The following is a 25,669-nucleotide window of genomic DNA, read 5'->3' as shown; positions in this document are numbered from 1 at the left end:
AGGATGTCGCGACCCACCACGAGTTCGACCGCGGCCGCGCGCGCCAAGCCGGCGACGCGGCGCAATGCCCTGCCCGGCCGCCTCAGCCCCGGCATGGCCTGCGATACGGCGTTCCGCATCATCGCCCGCCGCCACCTCGATGCCGTCCTCGCCCAGCACGACGGCACTTGCCGCGGCGATCCCGACGCGCTGCACCAGATCCGTATCGCGCTGACGCATCTGCGCACCGCCATCCGCTTCTTCTCGCCGATGGTGGACGACACGCATCGGCCGCACGTCTGGGCCGAGCTGAAATGGCTGAACGGCCAGCTCGGCCTGGTGCGGGACCTCGACGTGGCGATCGAGCGGGTCGTCGCCGAGAGTGGCGACGAGCTCGCCGTGATTGCCGAGCTCCAGCACTGGGACGAGAAACGCGCCGAGAGCCACCGCCTGCTCGCACGGGCACTGCAATCCGCCCGCTACAGGCGCCTGGTCGAGGAGACCTCGGCCTGGATCGAGAGCGGGCCCTGGTCGACCCGGCGCAGCAAGGAAGCCTTCAGGTTGCGCCGCTGCTCGCTCGCCGACCACGCGACGGCGCGGCTGACCGAGTGGGAAGAGACGCTGCTCAGGAAGGCCCGCAAGCTGCGCAAGCTCGATGTCGAGAAACGACACAGGCTGCGGCTTCTCAACAAGCGGCTGACCTATTCGATCGAGTCGCTCACGGACCTGTTCGGTGACGACACCCTGACGAAGCAGAAGTCCATCCTCAAGCAATTGCGAAAGGCGCAAAGGTCCCTCGGACAATTGAACGACGATGCCCGCGGGCAAGCGTTAGCAGCGTCGCTGAACGGCGCCGGCCCCGAGGCCGGCATTCGCTTCCTCGACCGCAAGCGGGAAAAGAAGCTGCTGCGGACCGCCTCTACGGCCTACCGGAAACTGGACAAGGCCAAGCCCTTCCGCTCGTCAGACCTTGCGCCGAACGCGGAGCCTAAGGATTAGGTGTGGACGTAGTCTCCCGGCGCGTCGGGCAGGCCGTCAACGCACCCGACACCGATCGACGGTGGATCGCAAGGCGCGCCTGAGCGCGCCGCCAGCCATTTTGCCCATTCCGGCCACCACGATCCCTCAACATGCGGCGCCAGCTTCAGCCACTCGTCCGGGCCGACATAAGGCGCATCCGCAGCCTTGGTCATGACCTGATAGTTGTGCCAGGGCTCCTCGGGAGGCGCGACGACGCCGGCATTATGACCGCCGCTGGTCAACAGGAACGTCACGTCCGCATCGGCCTGATAGTGGATCTTGTAGACGGATCGCCACGGCGCCACGTGGTCGGCGAGTGTGCCCACCACGAACATCGGCGCGTGAATGTCGGAGAGCGAGACGCTCCTGCCTTCGACGCGATAGCGGCCTTCGGCCAGATCGTTGTCGAGGAACAGCTTGCGCAAATACTCCGAGTGCATGCGATACGGCAGCCGCGTGGCATCGGCGTTCCAGGCCATCAGATCGCTCGGCTGCGAGCTCTCGCCCATCAGGTAGTCGCGCGACAGCCGCGACCAGATCAGCTCGTTGGAGCGCAGCAGCTGGAACGCACCCGCCATCTGTGTCGTGTCGAGATAGCCGCGCTGCCACATCATGTCTTCGAGGAAGGCGACCTGGCTCTCGTTGATGAAGAGCGTCAATTCGCCGGCCTCGGTGAAGTCGGTCTGGGCGGCAAGGAGCGTGATGGTGCCGAGACGGCGATCGCCGTCCCGCGCCATGGCGGCGGCGGCGATCGACAGCAACGTGCCGCCCAGACAGTAGCCGAGCGCATGAGTCTTCCGATCGGGTATGATCCGGCCGATCGTGTCCAGCGCGGCCATCACGCCCAGCTTGCGATAGTCGTCGAAGGCAACATCCCTGTCCTTCGCATCCGGATTGCGCCAGGAGATCGCGAACACGGTGAAGCCCTGACCGGTCAGATACCTGACCAGGGAATTCTGCGGAGACAGGTCGAGGATATAATACTTCATGATCCAGGCCGGCACGATCAGGATCGGCTCGGGTCGCACCTGCGCGGTCGTAGGATGGTACTGGATCAGTTCGATCAGATCGTTGCGGTAAACGACCTTCCCGGGCGAAGCCGCCACCGTCCTGCCGACGACGAACTGCTCGTCACCCGCCGGCTTCGAGATGGAGAGCAGGCGCATCAGATCGCTGCACCAGTTCTGCCAGCCGAACACAAAATTCTCGCCGCCGCTCCGCAACGCTTTCTCCAGAACCTGCGGATTGGTGGCCGCGAAATTCGACGGCGCCAGCATGTCGAGCATCTGGCGCACCGAGAACTCGACGACGGCTTCATTTGCATGCGACACGCCACGCACGCCGGTCGTGGCATCGTGCCACCATCGCTCCGTGAGCAGGAACGCCTGTGCAAACAGATTGAACGGCGCGACTTCCCATTGCGGGTCCTTGAAGCGACGATCGCGTCCCTGCGGCTCAATCACGGACCACGGCTTTTGCGACGTCGCGTGCGCGACGGCTTGCAGGAACCGGCCGGTATCGCGAAGACCGCTGCGGAACATCTGCATCTGGCGCTCCGGCGCCGCGGCAAGATGCGCACTCCAATCGAGCCAGGCGAGCGACAAGGCCGCCGGCGAAATCCCGCCCGTGAACCGCGCCAGCATCGCATGAAACGCGCGGTCGAAGGGGTATGGCTCCGATGCAGGCAGGGAATTGGCGACGACCGGCTTCTCAGGGGTCGTTTCGAGGATCGTCGTAGAGGCTTCGGCGGCCGGATTGGCGGAGAGAGCCTGCGCCGGCGGCTCTTCGGCCCGTGGAAATATCTTGACGACGCTCATGGCTGAATGGTCCTGCGGGCCTCTGTTCTAGGTCGGCGGCAGGATATGGCGACGCTTCCGATGCGCGTTGAGCTGCATCAAATTCCGGCACGGATCACAATTGCTCACTCAGGGGAGAAATGGCCCGGATCGGTTGACCTGGGTCAAACCACGCGCCGACGGCCGAATTAGGTTTTGCGGATCGAAATTCGACGAGCCAGCGGAGTCTTCCATGCGCGCCCATCAGATCATGACCCGGTCGGTCATCTCGGTCAGCCCCGACACCAGCATTGTCGAGGCCGCAAACATCATGCTGAAGCGGCACGTCAGCGGCCTTACCGTGGTCGATGAGACCGGCAAGCTGGTCGGCGTCGTCTCGGAAGGAGATTTCATCCGTCGCAGCGAGATCGGCACCGGGCGCAAGCGGGGGCGCTGGTTACGGTTCATCCTCGGTCCGGGCAAATCGGCCAGCGACTTCGTCCATGAGCATGGCCGCAAGGTGTCGGAGGTGATGACCGCCTCGCCCGTGACCATCACCGAGGACACGGCACTCGCGGAGATCGTCGATCTCATGGAACGAAACAACGTGAAGCGCCTGCCGGTGGTGCGCGGCGATATGGTGGTCGGGATCGTGTCCCGCGCCAATCTGTTGCAGGCTGTCGCGGGGCTCGCCCGCGAGGTGCCGGATCCGACGGCCGATGACGATCACATTCGCGGCCGCATCATCGATACCATGGAGAAGAACGATTGGTGCCCGTTCGGACTCAACGTCATCGTCCGCGACGGCATCGTTCACCTCAGTGGCGTCATCATCGAAGAACGCGCACGGCAAGCCGCGGTCGTCGCGGCGCAGAACGTCGAGGGCGTGAAGAAGGTGCACGACCATTTGTGCTGGGTCGACACCATGTCCGGCGTCTATCTGAACTCACCCGAGGACGACGATCTCGCCAAAGCGAGCTAACAAGGCAAGCTGAAGGTGCAAACGCGACTCAGCGGGGAATGACGGCCGTGGCCTCGATCTCGACGCGCGCCGCCTTCTCGACCAGCCGCACCACCTGAAGCAGCGCCATCGCCGGATAGTGCGCACCGAAGATGGCACGGTAGGCCTTGCCGAGTTCCTTCAGGTTCGCGAGGTATTCGTCCATGTCGACGACGTACCAGGTCAGGCGCACGAGGTGCTCAGGGCGTGCACCGGCTTCGGCCAGAATCGCGGCAATGTTGCTCAGGGCCTGGTGGACCTGCGCAACAAAGCCGTCCGCGAGACGCTCCTCGGCATCCCAGCCGATCACGCCGCCGGTGACGACGATCCGCCCTTCAGCCGCGACGCCGTTGGCGTAGCCTTTCGGCACCGGCCAGCCGGACGGCTGGAGGATTTGCGCCACCGAGCGCGGGTCATTCTCATCGGCGGTCGACAGCACCGCGAGCTGCGGGCCTTTCGGCGTTGTCACGGACAAATGCTCCGTCCTTCCCTCATTCTGCCGCAACGCCCGACGACGTCGCCGCGGCCTGAGCCAGTTGCCGCAGGGCAAAACGCTTCAACTTGCCGGTCTCGGTCTTCGGCAACTGCGTCACAAACTCGATCGCGCGCGGGTACTTGTAGGGCGCGATCTCGCGTTTGACATATTCCTGCAACTCGGCCGCAAGTTGAGCATCCGGCGTTACGCCGGGCGCGGCGATGATATAAGCCTTCACGATCATTCCGCGCGCCTCGTCCGGTGCACCAACCACACCGCACTCGGCGACGGCGGGATGCGTCAGCAGCACCGCCTCGACATCGGTGCCTGCGATGTTGTAGCCGGCCGACACGATCATGTCGTCGGAGCGCGACTGGTACCAGAAATAGCCGTCGTCATCCATCAGGTAGGTGTCGCCGGTGATGTTCCAGCCATTCTGGACATATTTGCGCTGCCGCTCGTCCGCGAGATAGCGGCACCCGGTCGGACCGCGAACCACGAGGCGGCCCATCGTCCCAGGCGGCACGTCATTGCCGGCGTCGTCGACGATCTTCGCCTCATAGCCCGGCACCGGCTTGCCGGTCGCGCCCGGGCGGATCTCGTCCTCGGTCGCGCTGATGAAGATGTGCAGCATCTCGGTCGAACCGATGCCGTCCATCAGCTTGATGCCGGTCGCCTTGAGCCAGGCATCGAATGTCGGCTTGGGCAGTGTCTCGCCGGCGGAGACGCACTTGCGAAGCGAGGAAATGTCTCGGCCCGGAAGCTTGCCGATCATCGCGCGATACGCGGTCGGCGCGGTGAAACAGACCGTGGTCTTGTACTGCTCGATCGCCGTCAGGATGTCGTCCGGCGTCGTCTTCTCCAGCACGACGAAGGAGGCGCCGATATGCATGGGGAACAGCACGCCGCCGAAGCCGAACGTGAAGGCGAGCGGTGCGGAGCCGACGAAACGATCCTTCTGCTCGGCACGCAGGATGTTGCGCGCGTAGCCGTCGCAGACGGCCAGCATGTCGCGGTGGAAATGCATGGTGCCCTTGGGATCGCCGGTCGTGCCCGACGTGAAGGCGATCAGGCAGATGTCGTCGGAGGCGGTATCGACAGCCTTGAACTCCGGGCTTGCGTCGGCGATCAGCGCCTCGAGTGAATCGGCCGCGCCGTTGCCCCAATAGACGGCCTGCCTGAGACCGGGCGCTGCGGCTTTCGCCTTCTCCATCTCGTCGGCGAGCTTTCCATCGCAGAGCGCCAGCGTGATCTCCGCCTTCTGGATCGGATAGGACAGCTCCTTGGCGCGCAGCAGCGGCATCGTCGCGACGCAAATGCCACCGGCCTTGATCACCGCAAGATAGGTCGCGACCATCATCGGATTGTTGGCGGAGCGCAGCAGCACGCGCCCGCCGGTAACGAGGCCAAGCTTGCCGACCAGCACATTGGCGATACGATTCACCAGCGCTTGCAGCTCGCGATAGGTATAGCTGACAGCGGGGCTGATGACGCAAGGCGCGTCGCCATGGCCCTCTTCGACCCAGCGATCGAGGAAATAGCTGACGCAGTTCAATCGTGGCGGATATTGCAGCTCGGGCCGTGTGAAGACGAAGTCAGGCCAGAGCTCGCGCGGCGGCAGATGTTGCCGTGCGAACGTATCGACATGGGCCGTCGCAGCATTGCCGTCAGACGAGCCCGACATTTGAACCTTGGCGGCGTTGGCCATCGCACGCTCCTTTGCGCATGGAAGCACCCGGCAGCACTAACTGGAAATCATTTTAGGCTTAAAACAATTTGGCGCAATAGCGGATTTTGGGCATCCCATGCATTTTCCTGCGGCAAAGTGGGATTGGCGGGCGGATCGGCCCGCGGGACCTACGCCCGGCGTCGACCGGCCGACCTCTGCGCCGACGCCTTGGTCTTGGCGAGGAGCCGCATCAGCTCGCGCACATCCTTCGGCGTCAGGTCGGCGAAGAGATCGGCGATCCAGGTCTCGTGTTCCGCCGCCATCCGGCGAAACTCGGCGCGCCCGAGCTTTGTCAGGCGGATCACCTGGACGCGGCGGTCGGTCTCCGACGTGCGCCGGTCGAGATGGCCGGATTCCACCAGACGCTCGACGAGGCCGGTGACGTTGCCGTTGGAGACCATCATGCGTTTGGAGACATCGGACAGCGTCATGCCGTCAGGCGCCTTGTCGAGCTGTGCCATCAGATCGAAACGGGGCAGCGTGACGTCGAACCGCTGCCGCAGCCGGCCGCGGACCTCGCCCTCGATCAGGGTCGTGCAGGTAAGCATACGCAGCCACAGCCGAAGCTCTTCGGCGTGGTCCTCCGGCGTCTCGACGGCCTTGGTCTCGGAATCAAGCATCTGATGCAGTCATTGACGGCAGGCATTGGCGCCGGCACGGATTCCCAACGTTTTGAGCTTCAAATAAATTGAAGCCGGCCGCAAGTCCAAAGCTGCAGCAATCGACCGCACGTCGATTTCTTTAGGCTTCAAATAATTGGCGCGCCGCTTGCATGCTCGCTGTCGCGCGAGATGGCGGCGTCTTGAGCTTTGCTTGCCGCGGCGGCCATCATCGGCATAAGCTTGTATTGGAGTACGCGGCTTGCAGCGCAGGCCCTGATGTCACGGGGGACAGATCATGAAGACGCAAACGACCTTGGCCGCAGCCGCCTTGCTGCTCGGTACCGCAATGAGCCCCGCCCTCGCCCAGGAGAAAATCAAGCTCGGTGTGATCGTGACCCTGTCCGGACCCGCCGCCGCGCTCGGCCAGCAGGTTCGCGACGGCTTTGCGCTCGCGGTGAAGGATCTCGGCAGCAAGATGGGCGGCCGCGATGTCGAGGTCGTGGTGGTCGACGACGAGCTCAAGCCGGACGCAGCGGTGACCAAGGTCAAGGGCCTTCTGGAACGCGACAAGGTCGACTTCGTGGTCGGGCCGATCTTCTCCAACATTCTCCAGGCGATCCACCGGCCCGTGACGGAATCGAAGGTGTTCCTGATCAGCCCCAATGCCGGCCCGTCGACTTTTGCCGGCAAGGACTGCAACCCGTTCTTCTATGTGACCTCGTATCAGAACGATCAGGTTCACGAGATCCTCGGCAAGGTCGCGCAGGATCGCGGCTACAAGCGCATGTACCTGATGGTGCCGAACTATCAGGCCGGCAAGGACTCGGTCGCCGGCTTCAAGCTCGACTACAAGGGCGAGATCGTCGAGGAATCCTACATGCCGCTGAACACGCTGGACTTCCAGCCGGAGCTTTCCAAGATTTCCTCGCAGAAGCCCGATGCGCTGTTCACGTTCATGCCGGGCGGTCTCGGCGTCAATCTCGTGAAGCAGTACCGGCAGGCCGGCCTTGCCGACAGCATTCCGGTGCTCTCGGCTTTCACGGTGGATGAATCGACCTTGCCGGCGCAGCAGGACGCGGCCGTTGGCATGTTCGGCGGTGCGAACTGGGCACCCAATCTCGACAATCCCCAGAACAAGAAGTTCGTCGCTTCCTATGAGGCCGCCTACAGCGGCGTGCCCGGCACCTACGCCTTCCAGGCCTATGACGCCGCGATGCTGATCGACAGCGCCATCAAGGCGGTGAAGGGCGACCTCTCGAACAAGGATGCCGTTGCGGCCGCACTGAAGAAGGCCGACTTCACCTCGTTGCGCGGCGCCTTCAAGTTCAACACCAACGGCTATCCGATCCAGGATTTCTATCTCACCAAGGTCGCCAAGCGTCCGGACGGCAAGTTCCAGACCGAGATCGTCCAGAAGGTCTTTGAGAATTACGGCGACCGCTATGCCAAGGACTGCAAGGCGGCAAACTAAGCCGCATCGCGTTACGGGAGGACTGCAATGAAGAGCGAAATAACCGGCATCACGCGGGCCAATGAGGGCATTCAGGGCATTTCCTGGAACATCCTCGGCCAGACCTATGTGCCGAAGAGCTACACCGAGAACAGCTTCTCCTGGCACGCAACGCTGCCGCCGGGCACGTTCGTGCCGCCGCACATTCATCCCGACCAGGATGAGTATCTCTACATGCTGGAGGGCAAGCTCGATTTCATGCTCGGCAATTCGGAAGCACAGGCGACCGCGGGCGACCTGATCCGCCTCGGCATGGGCGTGCCGCACGGCATCTTCAACAAGTCGGAGCAGACCGCAAAAGTGCTGTTCTGGGTCTCGCCGAGCCGCAAGCTGTTCGACCTGTTCTGGGGCCTTCACAACATGAAGGAACAGAAGCCGGAGGACGTGGTGGCGATGGCCGCCGAGTTCAACGTCCACTTCCTGCCGCCGCCTCCCGGCGGCTAGCTACATGCCCCCCGGAAAAGCGCGAGGCGTTCTTCCGGAAGGGTCGTGCCCAATCAAGAAGCCAAAGGGCGATGATGGTTCATCGCCCTTTTGCGCGTCAGGCGCGCACCGCTGCGAGCCCGGGCACCGCGGCGAAGCCGGCCTTGGTGGCATAGCCCCGCACGATCGCCTCGCGCTGGGAATAGCTGAGGACGTTGTCGACATTGTCGAAGCCGTCGGGGGCAAGCTGCTCAACGGCGTCGATGACCCCTTCGGGGCCGCCGCGCCGGTTGGAGCGGACGATATCGGCGGTCATCGGCAGGCGCTTCTTCTCATATTCGACCAGCGCCTGACGCGGATGCTCGGCGCGCAGCAGCGCGTCGGCAAGGCAGCGCGCATCGAGGATCGCCTGCGAGGCACCGTTCGAGCCGACCGGATACATGGGATGCGCGGCATCGCCGAGCAGTGTGACGCGTCCCGACGACCAATAGGGCAAGGGATCGCGGTCGCAGGTCGGATATTCGTAGAACTCGGGCGTTGCCGAGATCAGGCTTTTCACATCGATATAGGGCACCGAGAAGCGCGCCACATGCGGCATCAGCTCCTCGCGCCGGCCCGGACGCGACCAGTCTTCTTTCCGCGGCGGCGGTGCGTTGCCCTCGCCGACCTTCACCAGCACCGCCCAGTTTGTGAGACGGCTCGCGGGGCTCGAGCCCTCCGCGATCGGGTAGATCACGACCTTGGCGTTGAGCCCACCGGCCACGATCATGGATTTGCCGGTGAGGAACAGCGGCCAGTCGCGCGCGCCGCGCCACAGCATCAAACCGTTCCAGCACGGCGGTCCTTCGTTCGGGAACAGCGTGTCGCGCACGCGCGAATGGATACCATCGGCACCGATCAGGATATCGCCGCGCGCTGTGTGGATGTGTGCCCCAGCACGATCGAAGAAGTAAGCCGTAACGCCGCCTTCGTCCTGCGTGAACGCACCAAGACGGCAGCCGGTGTGGATTGCGTCCGCCCCGAGCCGCTCCTCGACGGCGCGATGGATGACGCCCTGAAGCCGGCCACGGTGGATCGAGAATTGCGGCACGTCGTGACCCGCGTCGATGCCGCGGGCTTCGCGCCACACCTCCTGACCATGGCGGTTGAGGTAGTAGAGCTGATCGGTGCGGATCGCGACGTCGTCAAGCCTTTGCAACAGACCAAGGCCGGCCAGCTCACGCATGGCGTGCGGCAGCGTGTTGATGCCGACACCAAGCTCGCGAATGGTGTCGGCCTGCTCGAAAACCTCGCACGCGATGCCGCGCGAGCGCAGCATCAATGCCGTGGTGAGACCTCCGATACCGCCACCAACGATAATCGCCTTCATCGCCCTTACTCCACTCGAAATACGCCAGGCAATGGGGTTAGCGTCGCATGGGCGGTCACTCCGCCGCAAGCGGCTTTGTCGCCTTCGCCTTGAGCTCGGCCGGGGTCTTGGGCTTAGCCTTAATTCTCAGCTCGCAATTTCGCGCAAGTCCTCATTGCCGGCCTCGCCACGGGCAAAAGCCACTGCCTTAGTCACCCCTGAAGACCGGCTTGACCTTGTTGGCGAAGGCCTGGAAGGCACGCTCGAAATCCGCCGTGGTCATGCACAGGGCCTGAGCAACGGCCTCCGCCTCAATCGCCTCCTCCACCGACATCGCCCATTCCATCGCCAGCATCCGCTTGGTCATGGTGTTGGCGAAGGTCGGCCCTTCGGCGATCTGCTTTGCCAGCAGTTGCGCCTGGGGCAGCACCTGCTCCGGCGTGACGAGACGGCTGAAGAAGCCCCAGCGCTCGCCCTCCTCCGCGGTCATAAACCGGCCGGTATAGAGCAGTTCGGAGGCGCGGGACTGGCCGATGATCCGCGGCAGGATCGCACAGGCGCCCATGTCGCAGCCGGCAAGGCCCACCTTGTTGAACAGGAACGCGACCTTGGCCCCGCTCGCGGCAAGGCGCATGTCCGACGCCATGGCGACGATCGCACCGGCCCCCGCGCAGATGCCCTCGACCGCGGCCACGATCGGCTGCGGGCACGCCCGCATCGCCTTGACGAGGTCTCCCGTCATGCGGGTAAAGGCAGTGAGCCCCTTGGTATCCATCTTCACCAGCGGGCCGATGATCTCGAACACATCGCCGCCGGATGAAAAGTTGCCGCCGGCGCCGGTGACAACGACCGTCTTGACCGCATCATCGAACGCGCAGGCGCGGAAGAAATCCGTGAGCTCCCGGTAGCTCTCGAAGGTCAGCGGGTTCTTCCGCTCGGGACGATTGAGCGTCACCGTGGCAACGCCGTCGACCACGGCCAGCATGAAGTGCTGCGGCGAATAGTCCGCGAGCGGCAGGGTGACGGGATTGGCTGGTCTGCTCATGCGATCTCCTTAGCTTCCTTGTTCCGGGCCTGCGTCGCGCACGCTAGATCTCACCGCCGGCCACGGCAATCGCCTGCCCCGTGATCGCGCCGGCACCCTCGCCGCACAACCAAAGCACGGCGTCGGCGACCTCCTGAGGCGAGATCAGTCGCCCCTGCGGGTTGTGCTTGGCGAGCTCGGCGATCGCCTGCTCGCGGGTTCGCCCTGTTTTCTTCATGATGTTTTCGATGCTGCCGGCGACCAGATCGGTGTCCGTGAAGCCGGGACACACCGCATTCACGGTCACGTTGCTGCCGGCCATCTCGAGGGCGAGCGAACGCACGAGGCCAACCACGGCGTGCTTGGCGGCGACATATGCGCTGACATAGGCATAGCCCTTGAGCCCGGCAGTCGACGCGACCGCGACGATGCGGCCATAGGGGCGATCCTTCATCCCCGGCAGTACGGCGCGGACGGCGTGGACCACGCCCATGAAATTGACGTCCATCATGCGCGCAAACAGGGCACTGTCCGATTTGGAGAATGGCGCGGACTCCGCACTGCCCGCGTTGGCGATCAGAATGTCGATTGGCTTTCGCGCATGCGCCTCCGCGATGGCTGCTTTCAGCGCAGCTTCATCAGAGACATCGGCGATAGCTGCGAAATGCGCAGCTCCAGCACCGACCGCCTCGTCCAGAACTGCAGCATTCCGGCCAAGCACCGTCACGGTGGCGCCAGCGCCGACGAGGGATGCGGCAATCGCGCGGCCGATTCCACGGCCGCCACCGGTTACCAGTGCGTGCGGCGAGTGCGGCAATCCGGACATGCGCTGGCTCCTTGGGATCTGCTGATCGTGTCTCCGATATATTTTAACCTTCAAACTTTTGCAACGACGGCGCCGGTCGAGGTCGCGAAAGCCCACGCGGAACAGACCGGCCCGAAAATTGCTTTAAGTATAAAATTATCTCTTCCCATCGACGATAGGCCTGTTAGCATCGCCGGGCCCAGCAAGAGGATATCGCGTGCCGCAACCTGCGCCGATGATAACAAAGGACGGACGCTTCGCCTATGAAGCCGCCGGCGATCCGGGCGCGATACCCTTGATTTTCCTGCATGGCATTGGCGGCGCGGCGCGCGCCTGGCGGCACCAGCTTGCCACATTCGGCAACCGCTTCCGCGCGATCGCATGGGACATGCCGGGCTATGGCGGATCGGCGCCGCTTGCCAGCGTCAGCATCGCGGCCCTGGCCGATGCGCTCCAGCAATTCGTCGAGCAGCTCGGCGCAACAAGACCCCTTCTCGTCGGACATTCGATCGGCGGCATGATCGTCCAGAAATGGCTGGTGCAATCGCCGAAGCTGGCGCGCGCGGTCGTGCTGGCGCAGACCAGCCCGGCGTTCGGCAAGGCCGACGGCGACTGGCAGAAATCGTTCATCGCAGCACGGCTCGGGCCGCTCGATCGCGGTGAAACGATGAAGTCGCTGGCGCCTTCGCTGGTGAAAGAGCTGGTCGGCGACGATCCCGATCCAAAGGGGATGGAACTTGCGCGCGAGTGCATGGGAAGCGTGCCCGAAGCCAGCTATCGCGCCATGATGCTGGCCTTGATCGGGTTCGACCAGCGCAGCACGCTCATGGATATTTCCGTACCGGCGCTGCTGCTGTCCGGCTCCAAGGACAACAACGCGCCAGCGCCGATGATGGCGAAGACGGCGACCTACATTCCCTCGGCTCAGTATGTCGAGCTGGCCGGCGTCGGCCATCTCGCGAACCTTGAACGTCCCGACGCCTTTGACGAGGCTCTCGGCAAGTTCCTCGACTCCGTCGTTGCAAACCACAGGTGACTGCGCAATGACCATGCAAGTCAGCAAGACGATCGGCGCGAGCGACAAGGTCGAGCTGGATGCACCGATCTTCGATCCCGTCGCGTTCCGCCTCAGCGACGAACAGGCCGGCATCATCGCGCGCGCCCGCGAGATCGGCCAGAGCGTGTTCGCCGGGCGCGCTGCGACCTACGATCGCGAGGCGATCTTTCCGACCGAGAATTATCGCGACCTGCATCGCGTCGGCCTGCTCGGCATCGCCGTCCCCAAGAAGCACGGCGGACTCGGTGCGAACTACCAGACTTATGCGCTGGCCGCAGCCGAGATCGGCCGCTATTGCGGCGCGACCGCGCTGACCTGGAACATGCATGTCTGCTCAACCCTGTGGTCGGGCCCGCTCGCGGACGACCTCGACATGGACGCGGAGACCCGCGCCGAGCACGAGCGGCGGCGCGCGGTCCACTACAAGCGCATCGTCGAAGAGGGCGCGATCTACTCGCAGCCCTTCTCCGAAGGCGGTGCGGCGGCCGCGGGCGGCGTCGCCTTCGGAACGCAGGCAAAGCCCGTGAAGGGCGGCTGGATCGTCAACGGCAAGAAGATCTTTGCATCGCTGTCCGGTCACGCCGACTATTACGGCGTGCTCTGTACCGAAATCGAGGAAGGCGGGAAGGCCTCGCGCCGCAACACGCTTTACCTCGCGATTCCCGCGACGTCGCAGGGCGTCTCCGTCGTCGGCGATTGGGATCCGCTCGGCATGCGCGGGACGGTTTCGCGGACGCTGCTGTTCAAGGACGTATTCGTCCCGGAGGATTCCGCGCTGATGCCGCGTGGCGTCTATTTCCAGGCCGCGATGCGCTGGCCGCACATGTTCCTGACGCTGTCGCCGACCTATATGGGCCTCGCGCAAGCGGCCTATGATTTCACCGTGCGCTATTTGCGCGGCGAGGTGCCGGGCATGCCGCCGGTCAAGCGGCGGATGTACCCGACCAAGCAGATCGCGGTCGCGCAGATGCAGATCAAGCTCGAGCAGATCAAGTCGATCTGGTTCCAGGCCATCACAGAGGCGCGCGCCAATCCGAGCAAGGAGCAGGTGCTGCGCGCCTATGCCGCGCAATATTCGGTGATGGAGGGAGCCAATGAGCTCGCCGCGCTCGCGATCCGCACCTGCGGCGGCCAGGCGATGCTTCGCTCGCTCCCGCTGGAGCGGATCTATCGCGACAGCCGCTGCGGCTCGCTGATGCTGCCCTGGACCGCCGAGCTTTGCCTCGACCGTATCGGGCGCGAGGCGCTGTATGAGGCCGGTGAAACGGACGACTGACGGTGGACCTCTGTAGTCTGATCGACCGCAATGCGGCCTTCGCGCCAGACAAGACGGCCATTGCCTTCGAGGGGGAGCGGCTGAGCTACGCGGCATTTGCTGCGCGTATCGAGCAGACCGCCACGGCCTTGAAGCAGGAGCTCGGCGTCGGCCGGGGCGATCGCGTTGCGATCCTCAGTCTGAACCGGCCGGACTATCTGGTTCTGCTTTATGCCTGCGCGCGGCTCGGGGCGATGCTGGTGCCCTTGAACTGGCGGCTTGCCGTCGCCGAACAGCTCTTCATTCTCACCGATGCGGGTGCCAAGGTGCTGGTGCTCGAGCAGGCGTTTGGGGGAGTTCTGTCCGAGCTTGGGCGGACAGCGCCGGGGACATCCGTTGTTGGCTTCGACTTTGCGCCGCCGCGCGGCACGACTTTCGAAAGCCTGCTGGCGCATAGCGATGGCACCAGCCGAAATCCGCATACCGACCTCTCTAGCCCGCTCCTCATCGTCTACACGTCAGGGACCACCGGCCGGCCGAAAGGCGCTGTGCTGCGCCAGGAAGCGCTGTTCTGGAACGGCGTCATGAGCCAGCACATGCACAACATGACGTCCGACGATCACGTGCTGACGGTGCTGCCGTTATTCCACGTCGGCGGTCTCAATATCCAGACCACGCCGGCGCTTCAGCTTGGCGCGACCGTCACGATCCACGCCCGCTTCGCGCCGGATACGGCGCTCGCAACGATCGCGCGCGATCAACCCACGCTGACGGTGATGGTGCCGGCGATCATTCAGGCCGTAAGCGAGCATCCCGCCTGGACCACGGCCGATCTCTCATCGCTCAAGGCCGTGGCCACCGGCTCGACCATCGTGCCGCCGCACCTGATCGACCGCTTTGTCGCACGCGGTGTGCCGGTGCTTCAGGTTTATGGCTCGACGGAAACCTGCCCCATCGCGATCTATACGCGGCTTGGCGGCGATCTCTCACGTGAGGGATCAACCGGACTTGCGGGCCTGTGCTGCGAAGCGCAGGTGATTGATCAGACCGGCCGTGAGGTACCGGCGGGCACACCCGGGGAGATCGCGGTGCGCGGCCCCAACGTGTTCTTCGAATATTGGGGTAATGCGGACGCCACCCACGATGCGCTGCAGGATGGCTGGTATCGCACCGGCGATATCGGCCTGTGCGACGCTGACGGCTATTTCTGGGTCCGCGACCGCAAGAAGAACTTGATCATTTCCGGCGGAGAGAATGTCTACCCGGCCGAAGTCGAGCGCGTCCTGCTGGAACATCCCAATGTCAGCGAATGCGCCGTGATCGGCAGGCCGGACCCGCGCTGGGACGAGGTACCGATCGCCTATGTGATCCGGCGATCCGGCTGTCGGCTCGAGGCGGAGGAACTGAGAGCGCATCTCCAGTCGCAGCTTGCGCGGTACAAGGTTCCGCGCGACATCGTCTTCGTCACCGACCTGCCGCGTACGGCGCTGGGCAAGGTCCAGCATTTCCTGCTGAAGCAGCTTGATGCGCAGTCGCGCGCACGAGGAGAGGCATCTTGAAGATAGCAGTTCTGGGTGGGGGAAACGGCTCTTTCGCGGCCGCGGGCGATTTTGCGCTGTCGGGACATGAGGTCCGGCTCTGGCGTCGCGATGCAGATCAGGTCGCCGCGCATCGCGCCGAGGGCTCGCGCATCCTGGTGAAGGACCATAACGGCCGCCACGACATGAAGCTGGCGCTGGTGACGACCGACATCGCCGAAGCCGCGAACGGTGTCGAACTGATCCTGTGCCCTGCCCCCGCCTTCGCGCAGCCGGATATCGCGCGTTTGCTTGCTCCGCACCTGCGGGACGGCCAAGTCGTGTTTCTGCCGCCCGCGACATTCGGCTCGATGATCTTCGCGAAGGCCGCGCAGGACGCCGGCAACCGGGCCAAGGCGAGCTTTGCCGAAACCGGCACGCTGCCCTGGCTCACCCGCAAGCACGGGCCGTTCGAGGTCGCGATCACGATCCGCGCGAAGCGGCTGCCGGTTGGCGTCTTTCCGCTCGACCGGGCGCCACAGGCACTCGAAGTGATCGGACGCGCTTTCCCCGACGCAATCGAGCCCTGCGGAGATGCGCTGTCCGGCGCGCTGATGAATGCAGGTCCCATCATCCATCCGCCACTGATCGTGATGAACGCCGGCCCGATCGAACATTTCGAGCGATGGGACATCCACAAGGAAGGAACGCAAGCCTCAATCCGCCGGGTGACCGACGCGCTCGACGCGGAGCGGATCGCGGTACGCGAGGCGCTCGGCTACGGTGCACCGCATTTCCCGCTCGCTCACCACTACGCGAAGGAGGGCGAAATCTGGATGTATGGGCGCGGCTCGCATGACCGGCTGACGGACTCCGGCGACTGGCGCGAGCGCATCATGCTTGCCGAGCACCGCTACATGCGCGAGGATTTGCGGCTTGGGTTGTCGCTTCTGGTGTCCGTCGCCGGCGTTGCGGGTGTGGCTACGCCGCTGGCCAAGGCTTTTCTCGCCATCGGTGGCGCGGTCTGCGGTGAGGATTTTGCCCAAGGCGGCCGAACGCTCGATACGCTTGGTCTTGGCAGCCTCGGCAAGGCTGAATTGCAGACGCTGCTTCGCAATGGATTCTGATCGATGACCAGTCGCGCCAACATCGCCTGTCTCGGGGCCGGCCGCATGGGGCGAGGCATCGCCGTCGCGTTCGCCTATGCTGGGCACAGGGTCACGATGATCGACATCAAGCCCCGTTCCGCCGAGGACTTCGCCAAGCTGCAAGCGGATGCGCTGGGCGAAGTCAGGAAGACGTTTGCGAGCCTCTCGAACCTGGGACTGCTGGCCGAGGCAGATGTCGATCCGCTCATCGCGCGTGTCTCGGTGGTGGCGGCCGGCCAGAGCGGCGCAGCGCTGGCCGATTCCGGAATGGTTTTTGAGGGTGTCCCTGAAGTCGTCGAGCTCAAGCGGGAGGTGCTGGGGGCGGCCTCGAGACAGGTAAAGCCGGACACGATCATTGCATCGACGACGTCGACTATTCTCGTCGACGATCTCTCAGGCGCGATCGTGAACCCTCGCCGCTTCCTCAACGTGCACTGGCTCAACCCGGCCTATCTGATCCCGCTGGTCGAGGTTTCGCCCGGCAAAGCCACCGATCCCGCCGTCATCGACGAGGTCAAGGCGCTGCTTGAAGGCATCGGCAAGGTTCCGGTGGTCTGCGCGGCGACGCCCGGCTTCATCGTCCCGCGCATCCAGGCGCTGGCCATGAATGAGGCCGCACGCATGGTCGAGGAAGGCGTCGCCAGCGCGGAGGAGATCGACAAGGCGATCCGCTACGGCTTCGGCTTCCGCTACGCCGTGCTCGGACTGCTCGAGTTCATCGACTGGGGCGGTGGCGATATCCTCTACTACGCGAGCCGTTACCTCGAAGGCGCACTCGGCAGCGACCGCTATCGCGCGCCGGACGTCATCTCGCGCAACATGCACGAAGGCCGGATCGGCCTGCGAACCGGCGCAGGCTTTCTCGATTATTCCGGGCTCGATGTCGACGCCTATCGGGCAAAGCGGCTTCAGGCCATGGTCGACCTGCTCCGGCATTTCGAGCTGGCTCGCCCGCCAGTACTCGATCGCGACTAGCCGAAGACGTCCTGAAGCACGCCTTCCCGCACAACCGCGACGCCGTCCAGCTCGATGGTGGTCCCCATCATCGGCAGGTCGAAATGGCCCGCCGTGTAGCGGCCGGCAAATTCGTTCGCGCCGGTCGAGAACAGGAAATTGCCGGAGACCGCACGTATCTCGGTGCCGTTGGTGTCGCGCTGGTCGTACATCGACAGCGCTTCATAGCGCGCGGCCGGATTCATGCCGAAACCGACGTGCGAGACCGCATAGGCCTCGCGATCGCCCCAGGCGGCGAGATAGGCACGCATCATCGCGGCATCCGTGCCCTCGCCTTCCAGGCCGACGACGTAATCGTCCTTCAACGTCATCTTCACGGGGGATGTCAGGTAGCGCTTGAAGGTCAGGTTGATGTCGCCAGGCGCCATCACCAGCGTGCCGTTGATCGTTCCGTTCTTGGGAAAGCTGACGACAATGCCACCCGGCCAATGCGCCAGCGTGCCGGGCTTGTCGGTCCAGCCCCATACGCCGACCGTTGAAGCACCGACCATGTCCACGTCGAGCGCCGTGCCGGCTTTTGAGGTGACCCGCATCCGCTTGGTCCCGCGCAGCATCTTCGCCGCCGCGCGAACGCGCTTCTCGAGTGCGGGGTCCGGCACCATCCGCTCCAGCGCCTCCGGGTGCTCGTTGGAGATCACCAGAATCCGCGCGCCGGCCTTGAGGATCTCGGGCGTCTCCACCGCGTGCATCAGGCCCTCGATGGTGCAATCCACCACAAAGCCGGCCTGCTGAAGCGCGCTGATCACCGGGCCGAGCCGCTGGATCGCCTCGCTCGCCCCTGTCGAACGAACCGGAACGATATTGCGATTGCGCGGCGTCGGCATCACCACATGAAATGGCCGCGCACCCATCCGCAGCAGCGCGAGTTCCGCCAGATGCACATTCAGCGCACGAGATTGCGTTTCCGAGAGGATCGCCGCGGTATCCCCGGCCTTGACGGCGCATCGTTCGAAAATCTCGCAAAATGCGTCGATCCATTTTGCCTCGATGCGATCAGCCAGCATGGTTCGCTCCCGGTATCGTGCTTTCTTGTTCCGTCAGATCACGCTTCGGGAAAGCCCCGTAGGAGGTATGATCGCACGGCGCCCAGCAGCGCATTCAGGATCAAACCCAGCAGCGAGATCGTGATCAGCGGCACGAACATGTCGACGGCCTGGAACGTCCGGGCCGCCGTGACGAGGGCATGGCCCAGCCCGTCCGTCGACGTGATCATCTCGGCCAGAAACACCACGATGCAGGAAATGACAAGGCCGATCCGGCACCCGGTCAGGATCGACGGCATCGCCGCCGGCAGCACCACCTTGAAGAGGATTTCATAGCGCGGCGTTCCCGCCGCCATGGCCGACCAGATCAGTTTCTGCTCGACGGTCGAGGCGCCATAGTAGGTGGATAGAAGAATGGGAAACAGCGCATCCGCGGCCACCAGCGTGATCTTCGATCCGTGGCCGAAGCCGAGCAGCAGCAGCAGCGCCGGATAGAGCGCAACCTTCGGCAACGGCGCCAATACGCGCACGATCGGCCGAACCACGGCGTTGATCGCGGGATTGGCGGCCGCGGCGATGCCGATGCTGACGCCGAGCACGACCGCAATCGCAAAGCCGGCAAACAACCGGATCAAGGTTGCCACGATCTCCTGCTGAAATGTCCACGTCACGAGCTGCTGGAGCAAACGGCTGAAGACGAATCCGGGCGGTGGCAGCAGGACCGCAGGTGCAAAGCCGAATGACACCAGGCCTTGCCAAACCGCGATCACCAGCACGATTGGCGCAACTCCGAGAAAGACATTTGATGGGAGAATGCGCGGCGTCATGAGAAGCTCAACGGCATGTCGAACTGAGGTTCGGACCAGCGCACGAGCCTGGCGCGGACCCGCTCGAAGATTGCGTCGAGGCAGATGCCCATCGCCCCCACGATGATGATCATCGCGAAGACCGTGTCGTACTGGCCCATGTCGAGCGCATTGAACAGGATGTTGCCGGCGCCGGACTGACGGGCGATCATCTCGCTGGTGATCATCGTGATCAGCGCCAGCACCAAACCCGTGCGGCAGCCGGTCAGGACCTCCGGCAGCGCCGCCGGCAATACGATCCGGACCAGTCGTTGCAGGGGCGAGAGCCCCATGGCCGCGCCTGACCACAACATCTTCTCTTCGACCGCCCTGGCGCCCTCGAAGCTATGATAGATCACGGGCAGGCTGACGCCGAGGAAGATCACCAGCGTCTTCGCGATATCGCCGACCCCCAGCCACAGCATGATGATCGGCATCAGGGCCGCCTTTGGAACCGGGTAGATCACCATCAGAAGCGGATTGAAGAATGCCGCAACCGCACGGCTACGTCCCATCAGCAGGCCAAGAGGAATCGAAACAAGCACTGCAACACCGAACCCGATTGCCATGCGGCGGAGCGAGGCCAGGATGTTGATCAGCGACTCCTTGTCGCCGAGAATATCCGGAATCGCCCGGATCGCCTCGATCGCTGTCGGGAAGCTGTCGTTCTTCAGCGCCAGCGAGGCAACCTGCCATATCGCCAGCAGCCCGATGCAAGCGAACACCGGGGCAGCACGCCTGGCGGAGGTAGCCAGCAATGTCATGACGGCGATCCGGTCTCGTCGACCTCGTCGAACATGCGCTCGATGTCGACGACGTACTTCTGGTAGCGCGGATCGAGCAACAGCTCGTTGCGGCGGCGCGGCCGCGGCAGATCGATATCGATCACCTGCCGGATGCGGCCTGGAGATTTCGACATCATCACGACCTTGTCCGACAGGAAGACGGCCTCATCGACCGAATGGGTGACGAACAGCACCGTCTTGCGGTCGCGCTCCCAAATGTTCAGGAGATCGTTCTGCAAGCGTGTCCGGGTGTGAGCGTCCAGCGCGCCGAACGGTTCGTCCATCAACAGGACTTCGGGGTGGTAGGCGAGCGTTCGGGCCAGCGCCACGCGCTGCTTCATGCCGCCCGACAGCTCCTTGGGATAGAAGTTCTCGTAGCCTTTGAGGCCGACCATCTCGATCAGCGCCCGGCTCTGCGCTTCGGCCTCAGGCGTCCGCACGCCCTGCTGACGCGGCCCGTACATCACATTGCCCAGCACGGTTTTCCAGGGGAAGAGCGCAAACTCCTGGAATACTGGTCCGCGATCCGGACCGGGTCCTGTGATCGCCTGTCCCTTGATCTTCGCCGCGCCACTGGTCGGGCTGACGAAGCCCCCGACGATGTAGAGCAGTGTCGACTTGCCACAACCCGACGGACCAAGGATGGAGACAAAGGCGCCCTCGTCGATCGTCAGCGAGATGTCCGATAGCGCCAAATGATCCTTGCGCGCCGAGGTCTGAAAAACCTGCGAGACGCGGTCGATCTCGATGATCGCAGACTCCGGCTTTTGCGACGTCACCGGTCTCACCCATTCGCTCGATCTCGAAGGCACTACCTTCATCCCGTCTCTCACTTCACTCGCGCACGAACGCGCAACTTGTCTGCTGAATGTCCTCCATCAGCGGAAGGAGCTTAGCAAGAAACTTGCCAGACAGGTGGCCGTTCTCGCACAGGTACGCCGCGTCATTCGAACCAGGGCCATTCTGCCGGCCCCTCATGGGTAACCGCTCCGCCCGGCGCCTGGCCAACCAGTCGCGCATATTTTGCGAGCGCGCCTGCGCGGTGACGCGGCGGGCGTGGCTCCCAATCACGTCGGCGCGCCGCGAGTTCCTGCTCGTCGACCAGCATATCCATCCGCCGGTTTGCAGCATCAATCCGGATCGTGTCGCCGTCGCGAACAAGGGCCAACGGACCACCAACGAATGCTTCGGGCGACACGTAGCCGATGCACATGCCGCGGGTCGCGCCGGAGAACCGTCCGTCGGTGATCAGGGCCACCTTTTCGCCCATGCCCTGTCCGTAGATCAGCGCGGTGACGCCGAGCATCTCGCGCATGCCGGGGCCGCCGACCGGCCCCTCGTTGCGGATCACCAGAACCTCACCTGCCTTGTAGCTGCGGTCTCGAACCGCTGCGACGCAGGCCTCCTCGTCCTCGAAAACGCGCGCGACACCCTCGAAGAACTGGCTCTTCAAACCTGCGACCTTGATGACCGCACCGTCCGGACAGAGGTTGCCCTTCAGCACCGCCACACCGCCATCCGGCCTGATCGGCGCACTTGCCGCGTAGACGACCTCACCGTCCGGCGCGTTGGCCCCGCCATATTCTTCGGCAAGCGTGCGGCCAGTGATGGTGATGCAGCTACCATCGATGTGACCACTTTGAATCAGCTCCTGGATCACCACGGCGGCTCCACCCATATCGTAGACATCCTTCGCCGTGTATTTGCCTCCGGGCCGCAGGTTTCCGATCAGCGGCGTCCTGGCAAAGACCTCGCCGACATCATCGATCGTGAATGCGATGCCGGCCTCGTTCGCGATCGCCGGCAGATGCAGCGCGGCGTTGGTCGAACCGCCCGTAGCGGCGACGATCGCCGCGCCGTTCTCCAGTGATTTCCGCGTCACGATGTCGCGAGGCAGCGGTCCGCCGCGTTCCAGCATTTCCATGATCAGCCGCCCGGCGCGTCGCGAGATCTGCGCGCGCTCGGCGTAGACACCGGGCACCATCGAGACGTTGGGAATGGTGAGCCCCATCGCCTCCGACACCATTCCCATGGTGTTCGCAGTAAATTGGCCGGCGCATGCACCGATCGTAGGCAGGCAGGCGCGCTCGATCCGCTCCAGCGTGGCGCCGTCGATCTCTCCGGTCATGAAGCTGCCGACAGCCTCGTAGGAGTCAAGCACTGTCAAGGTTCGCCCGTCCACGCGCCCAGGCAGGGAACTGCCGCCGTAGATGAAAATGGACGGCACGTTGCAACGGACCATGCCCATCATTACGCCGGGAAGCGTCTTGTCGCATCCGCCGTATCCGATCAGCGCGTCATAGGCGAGACCATGAACGACAGCCTCGATCGAGTCGGCGATCAGCTCGCGAGAAAAGAGAGAGAACTTCATTCCCTCGTGATTCATGCTGATCCCGTCGGAGACCGACACGGTCGAGAATTCGCGCGGCGTGCCGCCGGCCTCCTCGATGCCCGTCTTGGCTGCGGCCACCTGGAAGTCGTGGGTCATGTTGCAGGGCGTCTGCTCGCCCTTCATGCTGACAACGCCCACCATCGGCTTGGCAATTGCCGCATCGTCCAGTCCCATCGCGCGCATGAATGCGCGGTGGGGGGCCCGGTCGAGGCCGTCGGTCGTTATCCGTGATCGCAACTTCTTCATACTTGCATCATCTTCGTGCGATGTCCCGCACGCGGCGGGACATCGCTATGCATCACTCAAAAAAGGCGGCGCGAACACTTATTGCAACGGTGCGACGATCGTCGGATGCTTGAACTGTGCGACATCCAGCTTCGGCAGCATTCCTGTCTCTGCGTAGATGTCCAGCATCTTCTGGATCGCCGGGAAGTTCGGCGCCGCACCAGGATCACGACCAAAGTCGTTGTCCTTGAGCAGGTAGGTCTCGAGCACCGGAACAGGCGCCTTCAGCACCTCGGACACCACCTTGAGGGTCTCTTCGCGGTTCGCCAGCGTCTTCTTCATGCCCGAAGTGATGTCGCGGACATAGGCTTTGACCAACTCCGGGTTCTTGTCGACGAAATCGGCGCGGCAGGCTTCCAGGATGTGCACGATGTTCGGCATCGCTTGGGACAGCGAGAACAGTTTCCTTGTGCCACCCTTCGCTTCTGCGCGTGCGGCAAATGGCTGGTTCATGTTGACCGCGTCGACGCGGCCCTGGCGCAATGCGTCCTCGGAGACGGCAAAGCCGACCTCGACCAGCTTGATGTCCTTGGCCGGATCGATGCCATTCTGCTTCAAGAGCAGGTTGAAAGGCCCTTGCGTGCCGCCGCCGATCACGGAAATACCGACGGTTTTGCCCTTGAGATCGGCAATGGTCTTGATCGGCGAGTCATCCATGACAGCCCAGTAGACCGAGAAACCGCCGGGCTTCTCGAAGACGTGCTGAGCCACGATGTAAGCCTTGAGATTGCCGCCGACCACACCGTTGGAGAGCGACAGCGGCGCCTGCGTCGCGCAATCCAGTGCGCCTGCCGCCAATGCCTGTGTCATCGGCGCCGTACCTTGAAATTGGGTCCATTCAATGTTGTAGGTCTTGCCGAGATTGGGGAATTCAGCCGGCCTGCGCATCATCCAGTATTTGGATTCCTCGGCCGGGATGGTCCATCCGACGCGGATCGTCTGCTGCGCCCGTGAGGGGCTTGCGCCCGCAATCAAGGCCGCCACCGCCCCCGTTGCTAGCATCAACCTCGAAACCGTTCGCATCGCGCCCACTCCGTTGCTCCGGCGCCGACCGGCGCCACCCAACCCGACCGGTGCAAATGTTTCATGGTTCAAACAATCAGGCAAGCCATGCAAGCTGTCCGGTTTCGCGGCGGGACGCGCCATGTATGGTAAAGCGGCGGTCGCGCCGTCGTGCTGCGACAGGAGGAGGCAACCTATGGCTGATGCGAGCAAGGCAAACCCGCAAGGCGTCGAGCGGTTCGGCTATCTCGGCCTTGGACTCATGGGAACGCCCATGACCCGGCGCCTGCTCAAGGCCGGCTATCAGGTCAGTGTCTGGAACCGATCGGAAGGCAAGGTCGCTCCACTCGTCGAAGCCGGCGCAAGGCATGGAGCCAGCCCCCGCGACATTATGGCAGGCTCGGACATCGTCTTCATGTGCGTGACGGACGCCGCGGCCGTGGAAGAGGTGATTTTCGGAGCCGAAGGTCTTTCAATGGCTCCCGGCGCAGGCAAGCTCGTCGTCGACTTCTCGTCAATTCATCCCGACGCCGCGCGCGACCTCGCAACACGACTGAAAGCTGCGAACGGCGCGGGCTGGATCGATGCACCGGTGTCCGGCGGCACCAAGGGCGCCGAGGAAGGCACGCTTGCCATCATGGCCGGCGGGGATGCTGCCGACATCGAGAGAGTGCGGCCCTATGTGCTGGCTATGGCCCGTAGGTTCACTCACATGGGCCCCACCGGCGCCGGCCAGACTGCAAAACTCTGTAACCAGGTGATCGTCGGATGCACGATGGCCGTTCTCGCGGAAGCAACACGCCTTGCCGTGAACGCCGGAATCGACGCCAATCGGCTGCCCGAAGCGCTCGCCGGCGGATTTGCGGATTCGATCCCACTTCAGCTGTTCGTGCCGAGGATGGTCCAGGGCATTCACTCACCGCCGCTCGGCCATATCGCCACGATGCTCAAGGACCTCGATACGGTTGCCGATGTCGCGCAGGCGACGTCGACGCCGGTGCCAATGGCTACGCTTGCGGGACAGCTCTTCAGACTGGCCAAAGCCGCGCGAGGCGCGGATGCCGACGCGCTGGAGATCTACAAGCTTTCAGCGGCAGAGCATTGAACCACCGGGCGGGACCTGGACGCTTTACGGTGTCTTCTTGCGTTCATCGTCGGCAAGGAACCGGCCATACGTCCCGCGTGCAAACAGCAACGCATCCTTGGCATTGTAGGCATAGGCTTCGACCGCCCCCAGAAAGATCACGTGATCGCCGCCATAATAGCGATTGACGGAGCGGCATTGAAAATTGGCGACGCTCTCGGCAAGTACGGGAGCGTCGCCGAGCCCCGGCGTCCAGTCGATGCCAGAGAATTTATCGTCGGACGATTTCGCGAATCTGTTTGCGAGCGCCTGTTGCGAAGCGCCGAGCACATGAACGGCAAAATGGCTTGCGTTCTGAAACACCGCCAGACTCGAAGAATAAACTCCGAGGCTCCAGAGAACGAGTGGCGGATTCAAGGAGACCGATGCAAAGGAATTGCAGGTGATGCCATACGGCTTTCCATCAGGTGCCGAGGCGGTGATGATCGTTACGCCTGTTCCGTAAGTGCCGAGCGCGGTGCGAAACTCGCGGGGGTCAATCGACGAGCTGTCGCTTGCGAGTTCGTTGGCTGGATCGGGAACGGCCGGCTGCTTCGGCAGATCATTCATCGG

General features: G+C 63.8%; 24 protein-coding genes. 10 read left to right on the top strand and 14 right to left on the bottom strand.

Going from position 1 to position 25,669, the window contains the following annotated elements; translation table 11 throughout:
* Nucleotides 1–3 precede the first annotated feature (3 nt).
* On the top strand, nt 4–978 hold the full coding sequence (locus A3M7_RS0122620; protein ID WP_027545933.1) for a CHAD domain-containing protein: 975 nt from the start codon (nt 4–6) through the stop codon (nt 976–978).
* Here the strand turns inward: A3M7_RS0122620 and A3M7_RS0122615 are convergent.
* The gene (locus A3M7_RS0122615) at nt 975–2,816 is read right to left on the bottom strand and encodes an alpha/beta hydrolase (RefSeq protein ID WP_027545932.1); all 1,842 of its coding nucleotides are present in this window, start codon (nt 2,814–2,816) and stop codon (nt 975–977) included. The two genes, A3M7_RS0122620 and A3M7_RS0122615, sit on opposite strands and share 4 nt — an antisense overlap.
* A 211-nt stretch (nt 2,817–3,027) precedes the next feature.
* On the opposite strand from A3M7_RS0122615, the gene A3M7_RS0122610 reads away from it, so the two are divergent.
* The gene (locus A3M7_RS0122610; protein WP_027545931.1) at nt 3,028–3,756 is read left to right on the top strand and encodes a CBS domain-containing protein; all 729 of its coding nucleotides are present in this window, start codon (nt 3,028–3,030) and stop codon (nt 3,754–3,756) included.
* Nucleotides 3,757–3,784: 28 nt separating this feature from the next.
* Here A3M7_RS0122610 and A3M7_RS0122605 read toward each other — a convergent pair whose 3' ends face one another.
* The 3 genes from A3M7_RS0122605 to A3M7_RS0122595 form a co-directional block, all read right to left on the bottom strand.
* Nucleotides 3,785–4,243, bottom strand: coding sequence for a RidA family protein (locus tag A3M7_RS0122605; RefSeq protein WP_027545930.1), 459 nt, complete (start codon nt 4,241–4,243; stop codon nt 3,785–3,787).
* Nucleotides 4,244–4,265: 22 nt separating this feature from the next.
* Complete coding sequence (locus A3M7_RS0122600) at nt 4,266–5,957, bottom strand: benzoate-CoA ligase family protein (RefSeq protein WP_027545929.1); 1,692 nt, start codon at nt 5,955–5,957, stop codon at nt 4,266–4,268.
* Between the two features lie 149 nt (nt 5,958–6,106).
* Nucleotides 6,107–6,598, bottom strand: coding sequence for a MarR family winged helix-turn-helix transcriptional regulator (locus A3M7_RS0122595; RefSeq protein WP_027545928.1), 492 nt, complete (start codon nt 6,596–6,598; stop codon nt 6,107–6,109).
* Between the two features lie 277 nt (nt 6,599–6,875).
* Here A3M7_RS0122595 and A3M7_RS0122590 point away from each other — a divergent pair, with 277 nt between their 5' ends.
* On the top strand, nt 6,876–8,051 hold the full coding sequence (locus tag A3M7_RS0122590) for an ABC transporter substrate-binding protein (protein ID WP_027545927.1): 1,176 nt from the start codon (nt 6,876–6,878) through the stop codon (nt 8,049–8,051).
* Between the two features lie 27 nt (nt 8,052–8,078).
* Nucleotides 8,079–8,534, top strand: a complete 456-nt coding sequence (locus A3M7_RS0122585) for a cupin domain-containing protein (RefSeq protein ID WP_027545926.1) — start codon at nt 8,079–8,081, stop codon at nt 8,532–8,534.
* 97 nt (nt 8,535–8,631) lie between these two features.
* On the opposite strand, the gene A3M7_RS0122580 is transcribed toward A3M7_RS0122585, so the two are convergent.
* The 3 genes from A3M7_RS0122580 to A3M7_RS0122570 form a co-directional block, all read right to left on the bottom strand.
* The gene (locus tag A3M7_RS0122580; protein WP_027545925.1) at nt 8,632–9,882 is read right to left on the bottom strand and encodes a flavin-dependent oxidoreductase; all 1,251 of its coding nucleotides are present in this window, start codon (nt 9,880–9,882) and stop codon (nt 8,632–8,634) included.
* Nucleotides 9,883–10,069: 187 nt separating this feature from the next.
* Nucleotides 10,070–10,906: an enoyl-CoA hydratase family protein gene (locus tag A3M7_RS0122575; protein ID WP_027545924.1), complete on the bottom strand. Its 837-nt coding sequence runs from the start codon at nt 10,904–10,906 to the stop codon at nt 10,070–10,072.
* A 43-nt stretch (nt 10,907–10,949) separates the two neighbouring features.
* Nucleotides 10,950–11,711, bottom strand: coding sequence for an SDR family NAD(P)-dependent oxidoreductase (locus tag A3M7_RS0122570; RefSeq protein WP_027545923.1), 762 nt, complete (start codon nt 11,709–11,711; stop codon nt 10,950–10,952).
* Between the two features lie 196 nt (nt 11,712–11,907).
* On the opposite strand from A3M7_RS0122570, the gene A3M7_RS0122565 reads away from it, so the two are divergent.
* The 5 genes from A3M7_RS0122565 to A3M7_RS0122545 are packed head-to-tail and all read left to right on the top strand — an operon-like array spanning nt 11,908 to nt 17,642.
* Nucleotides 11,908–12,726: an alpha/beta fold hydrolase gene (locus A3M7_RS0122565; protein WP_027545922.1), complete on the top strand. Its 819-nt coding sequence runs from the start codon at nt 11,908–11,910 to the stop codon at nt 12,724–12,726.
* A gap of 7 nt (nt 12,727–12,733) precedes the next feature.
* Complete coding sequence (locus A3M7_RS0122560; protein WP_027545921.1) at nt 12,734–14,023, top strand: acyl-CoA dehydrogenase family protein; 1,290 nt, start codon at nt 12,734–12,736, stop codon at nt 14,021–14,023.
* A 2-nt stretch (nt 14,024–14,025) separates the two neighbouring features.
* Entirely contained in the window at nt 14,026–15,561 is a 1,536-nt protein-coding gene (locus tag A3M7_RS0122555) for a class I adenylate-forming enzyme family protein (protein ID WP_027545920.1), read from the top strand.
* Complete coding sequence (locus A3M7_RS0122550) at nt 15,558–16,646, top strand: NAD/NADP-dependent octopine/nopaline dehydrogenase family protein (RefSeq protein WP_027545919.1); 1,089 nt, start codon at nt 15,558–15,560, stop codon at nt 16,644–16,646. The genes A3M7_RS0122555 and A3M7_RS0122550 overlap by 4 nt, the downstream gene beginning before the upstream one ends.
* 3 nt (nt 16,647–16,649) lie before the next feature.
* On the top strand, nt 16,650–17,642 hold the full coding sequence (locus tag A3M7_RS0122545; protein WP_027545918.1) for a 3-hydroxybutyryl-CoA dehydrogenase: 993 nt from the start codon (nt 16,650–16,652) through the stop codon (nt 17,640–17,642).
* On the opposite strand, the gene A3M7_RS0122540 is transcribed toward A3M7_RS0122545, so the two are convergent.
* From A3M7_RS0122540 to A3M7_RS0122515, 6 genes are all read right to left on the bottom strand, one after another.
* On the bottom strand, nt 17,639–18,685 hold the full coding sequence (locus tag A3M7_RS0122540; RefSeq protein WP_027545917.1) for a peptidase M29: 1,047 nt from the start codon (nt 18,683–18,685) through the stop codon (nt 17,639–17,641). The two genes, A3M7_RS0122545 and A3M7_RS0122540, sit on opposite strands and share 4 nt — an antisense overlap.
* A gap of 38 nt (nt 18,686–18,723) precedes the next feature.
* A complete protein-coding gene (locus A3M7_RS0122535; RefSeq protein WP_027545916.1) occupies nt 18,724–19,491 on the bottom strand; it encodes an ABC transporter permease in 768 nt (255 codons plus the stop codon).
* Nucleotides 19,488–20,273, bottom strand: coding sequence for an ABC transporter permease (locus A3M7_RS0122530; protein WP_027545915.1), 786 nt, complete (start codon nt 20,271–20,273; stop codon nt 19,488–19,490). Before A3M7_RS0122530 ends, A3M7_RS0122535 begins: the two co-directional genes overlap by 4 nt.
* Nucleotides 20,270–21,115 carry an ABC transporter ATP-binding protein gene (locus A3M7_RS0122525; RefSeq protein WP_027545914.1) on the bottom strand — a complete coding sequence of 282 codons (846 nt, stop codon included), beginning with the start codon at nt 21,113–21,115 and terminating at the stop codon, nt 20,270–20,272. The genes A3M7_RS0122530 and A3M7_RS0122525 overlap by 4 nt, the downstream gene beginning before the upstream one ends.
* Nucleotides 21,116–21,237: 122 nt before the next feature.
* Nucleotides 21,238–22,932, bottom strand: a complete 1,695-nt coding sequence (gene ilvD / locus A3M7_RS0122520; RefSeq protein WP_027545913.1) for a dihydroxy-acid dehydratase — start codon at nt 22,930–22,932, stop codon at nt 21,238–21,240.
* A 78-nt stretch (nt 22,933–23,010) separates the two neighbouring features.
* Nucleotides 23,011–23,994 (bottom strand): ABC transporter substrate-binding protein, encoded by a 984-nt coding sequence (locus A3M7_RS0122515; protein ID WP_027545912.1) that lies wholly within the window; start codon nt 23,992–23,994, stop codon nt 23,011–23,013.
* A gap of 175 nt (nt 23,995–24,169) precedes the next feature.
* Here A3M7_RS0122515 and A3M7_RS0122510 point away from each other — a divergent pair, with 175 nt between their 5' ends.
* Entirely contained in the window at nt 24,170–25,078 is a 909-nt protein-coding gene (locus A3M7_RS0122510) for an NAD(P)-dependent oxidoreductase (RefSeq protein WP_027545911.1), read from the top strand.
* A 24-nt stretch (nt 25,079–25,102) separates the two neighbouring features.
* On the opposite strand, the gene A3M7_RS0122505 is transcribed toward A3M7_RS0122510, so the two are convergent.
* A complete protein-coding gene (locus A3M7_RS0122505; protein WP_027545910.1) occupies nt 25,103–25,666 on the bottom strand; it encodes a flavin reductase family protein in 564 nt (187 codons plus the stop codon).
* Nucleotides 25,667–25,669: the final 3 nt, after the last annotated feature.

Source organism: Bradyrhizobium sp. WSM2254, assembly GCF_000472645.1.
Classification (GTDB): Bacteria; Pseudomonadota; Alphaproteobacteria; order Rhizobiales; family Xanthobacteraceae; genus Bradyrhizobium; species Bradyrhizobium niftali.
This window is presented reverse-complemented; position numbering and strand designations above follow the sequence as displayed.

Coding starts and splice junctions, on each gene's coding strand:
- A3M7_RS0122560 (WP_027545921.1), top strand. CDS start 12,734: ATGACCATGCAAGTCAGCAAGACGATCGGCGCGAGCGACAAGGTCGAG.
- A3M7_RS0122535 (WP_027545916.1), bottom strand. CDS start 19,491: ATGACGCCGCGCATTCTCCCATCAAATGTCTTTCTCGGAGTTGCGCCA.
- A3M7_RS0122615 (WP_027545932.1), bottom strand. CDS start 2,816: ATGAGCGTCGTCAAGATATTTCCACGGGCCGAAGAGCCGCCGGCGCAG.
- A3M7_RS0122595 (WP_027545928.1), bottom strand. CDS start 6,598: ATGCTTGATTCCGAGACCAAGGCCGTCGAGACGCCGGAGGACCACGCC.
- A3M7_RS0122620 (WP_027545933.1), top strand. CDS start 4: ATGTCGCGACCCACCACGAGTTCGACCGCGGCCGCGCGCGCCAAGCCG.
- A3M7_RS0122600 (WP_027545929.1), bottom strand. CDS start 5,957: ATGGCCAACGCCGCCAAGGTTCAAATGTCGGGCTCGTCTGACGGCAAT.
- A3M7_RS0122525 (WP_027545914.1), bottom strand. CDS start 21,115: ATGAAGGTAGTGCCTTCGAGATCGAGCGAATGGGTGAGACCGGTGACG.
- A3M7_RS0122580 (WP_027545925.1), bottom strand. CDS start 9,882: ATGAAGGCGATTATCGTTGGTGGCGGTATCGGAGGTCTCACCACGGCA.
- ilvD (WP_027545913.1), bottom strand. CDS start 22,932: ATGAAGAAGTTGCGATCACGGATAACGACCGACGGCCTCGACCGGGCC.
- A3M7_RS0122590 (WP_027545927.1), top strand. CDS start 6,876: ATGAAGACGCAAACGACCTTGGCCGCAGCCGCCTTGCTGCTCGGTACC.
- A3M7_RS0122575 (WP_027545924.1), bottom strand. CDS start 10,906: ATGAGCAGACCAGCCAATCCCGTCACCCTGCCGCTCGCGGACTATTCG.
- A3M7_RS0122610 (WP_027545931.1), top strand. CDS start 3,028: ATGCGCGCCCATCAGATCATGACCCGGTCGGTCATCTCGGTCAGCCCC.
- A3M7_RS0122505 (WP_027545910.1), bottom strand. CDS start 25,666: ATGAATGATCTGCCGAAGCAGCCGGCCGTTCCCGATCCAGCCAACGAA.
- A3M7_RS0122585 (WP_027545926.1), top strand. CDS start 8,079: ATGAAGAGCGAAATAACCGGCATCACGCGGGCCAATGAGGGCATTCAG.
- A3M7_RS0122570 (WP_027545923.1), bottom strand. CDS start 11,711: ATGTCCGGATTGCCGCACTCGCCGCACGCACTGGTAACCGGTGGCGGC.
- A3M7_RS0122545 (WP_027545918.1), top strand. CDS start 16,650: ATGACCAGTCGCGCCAACATCGCCTGTCTCGGGGCCGGCCGCATGGGG.
- A3M7_RS0122510 (WP_027545911.1), top strand. CDS start 24,170: ATGGCTGATGCGAGCAAGGCAAACCCGCAAGGCGTCGAGCGGTTCGGC.
- A3M7_RS0122530 (WP_027545915.1), bottom strand. CDS start 20,273: ATGACATTGCTGGCTACCTCCGCCAGGCGTGCTGCCCCGGTGTTCGCT.
- A3M7_RS0122515 (WP_027545912.1), bottom strand. CDS start 23,994: ATGCGAACGGTTTCGAGGTTGATGCTAGCAACGGGGGCGGTGGCGGCC.
- A3M7_RS0122540 (WP_027545917.1), bottom strand. CDS start 18,685: ATGCTGGCTGATCGCATCGAGGCAAAATGGATCGACGCATTTTGCGAG.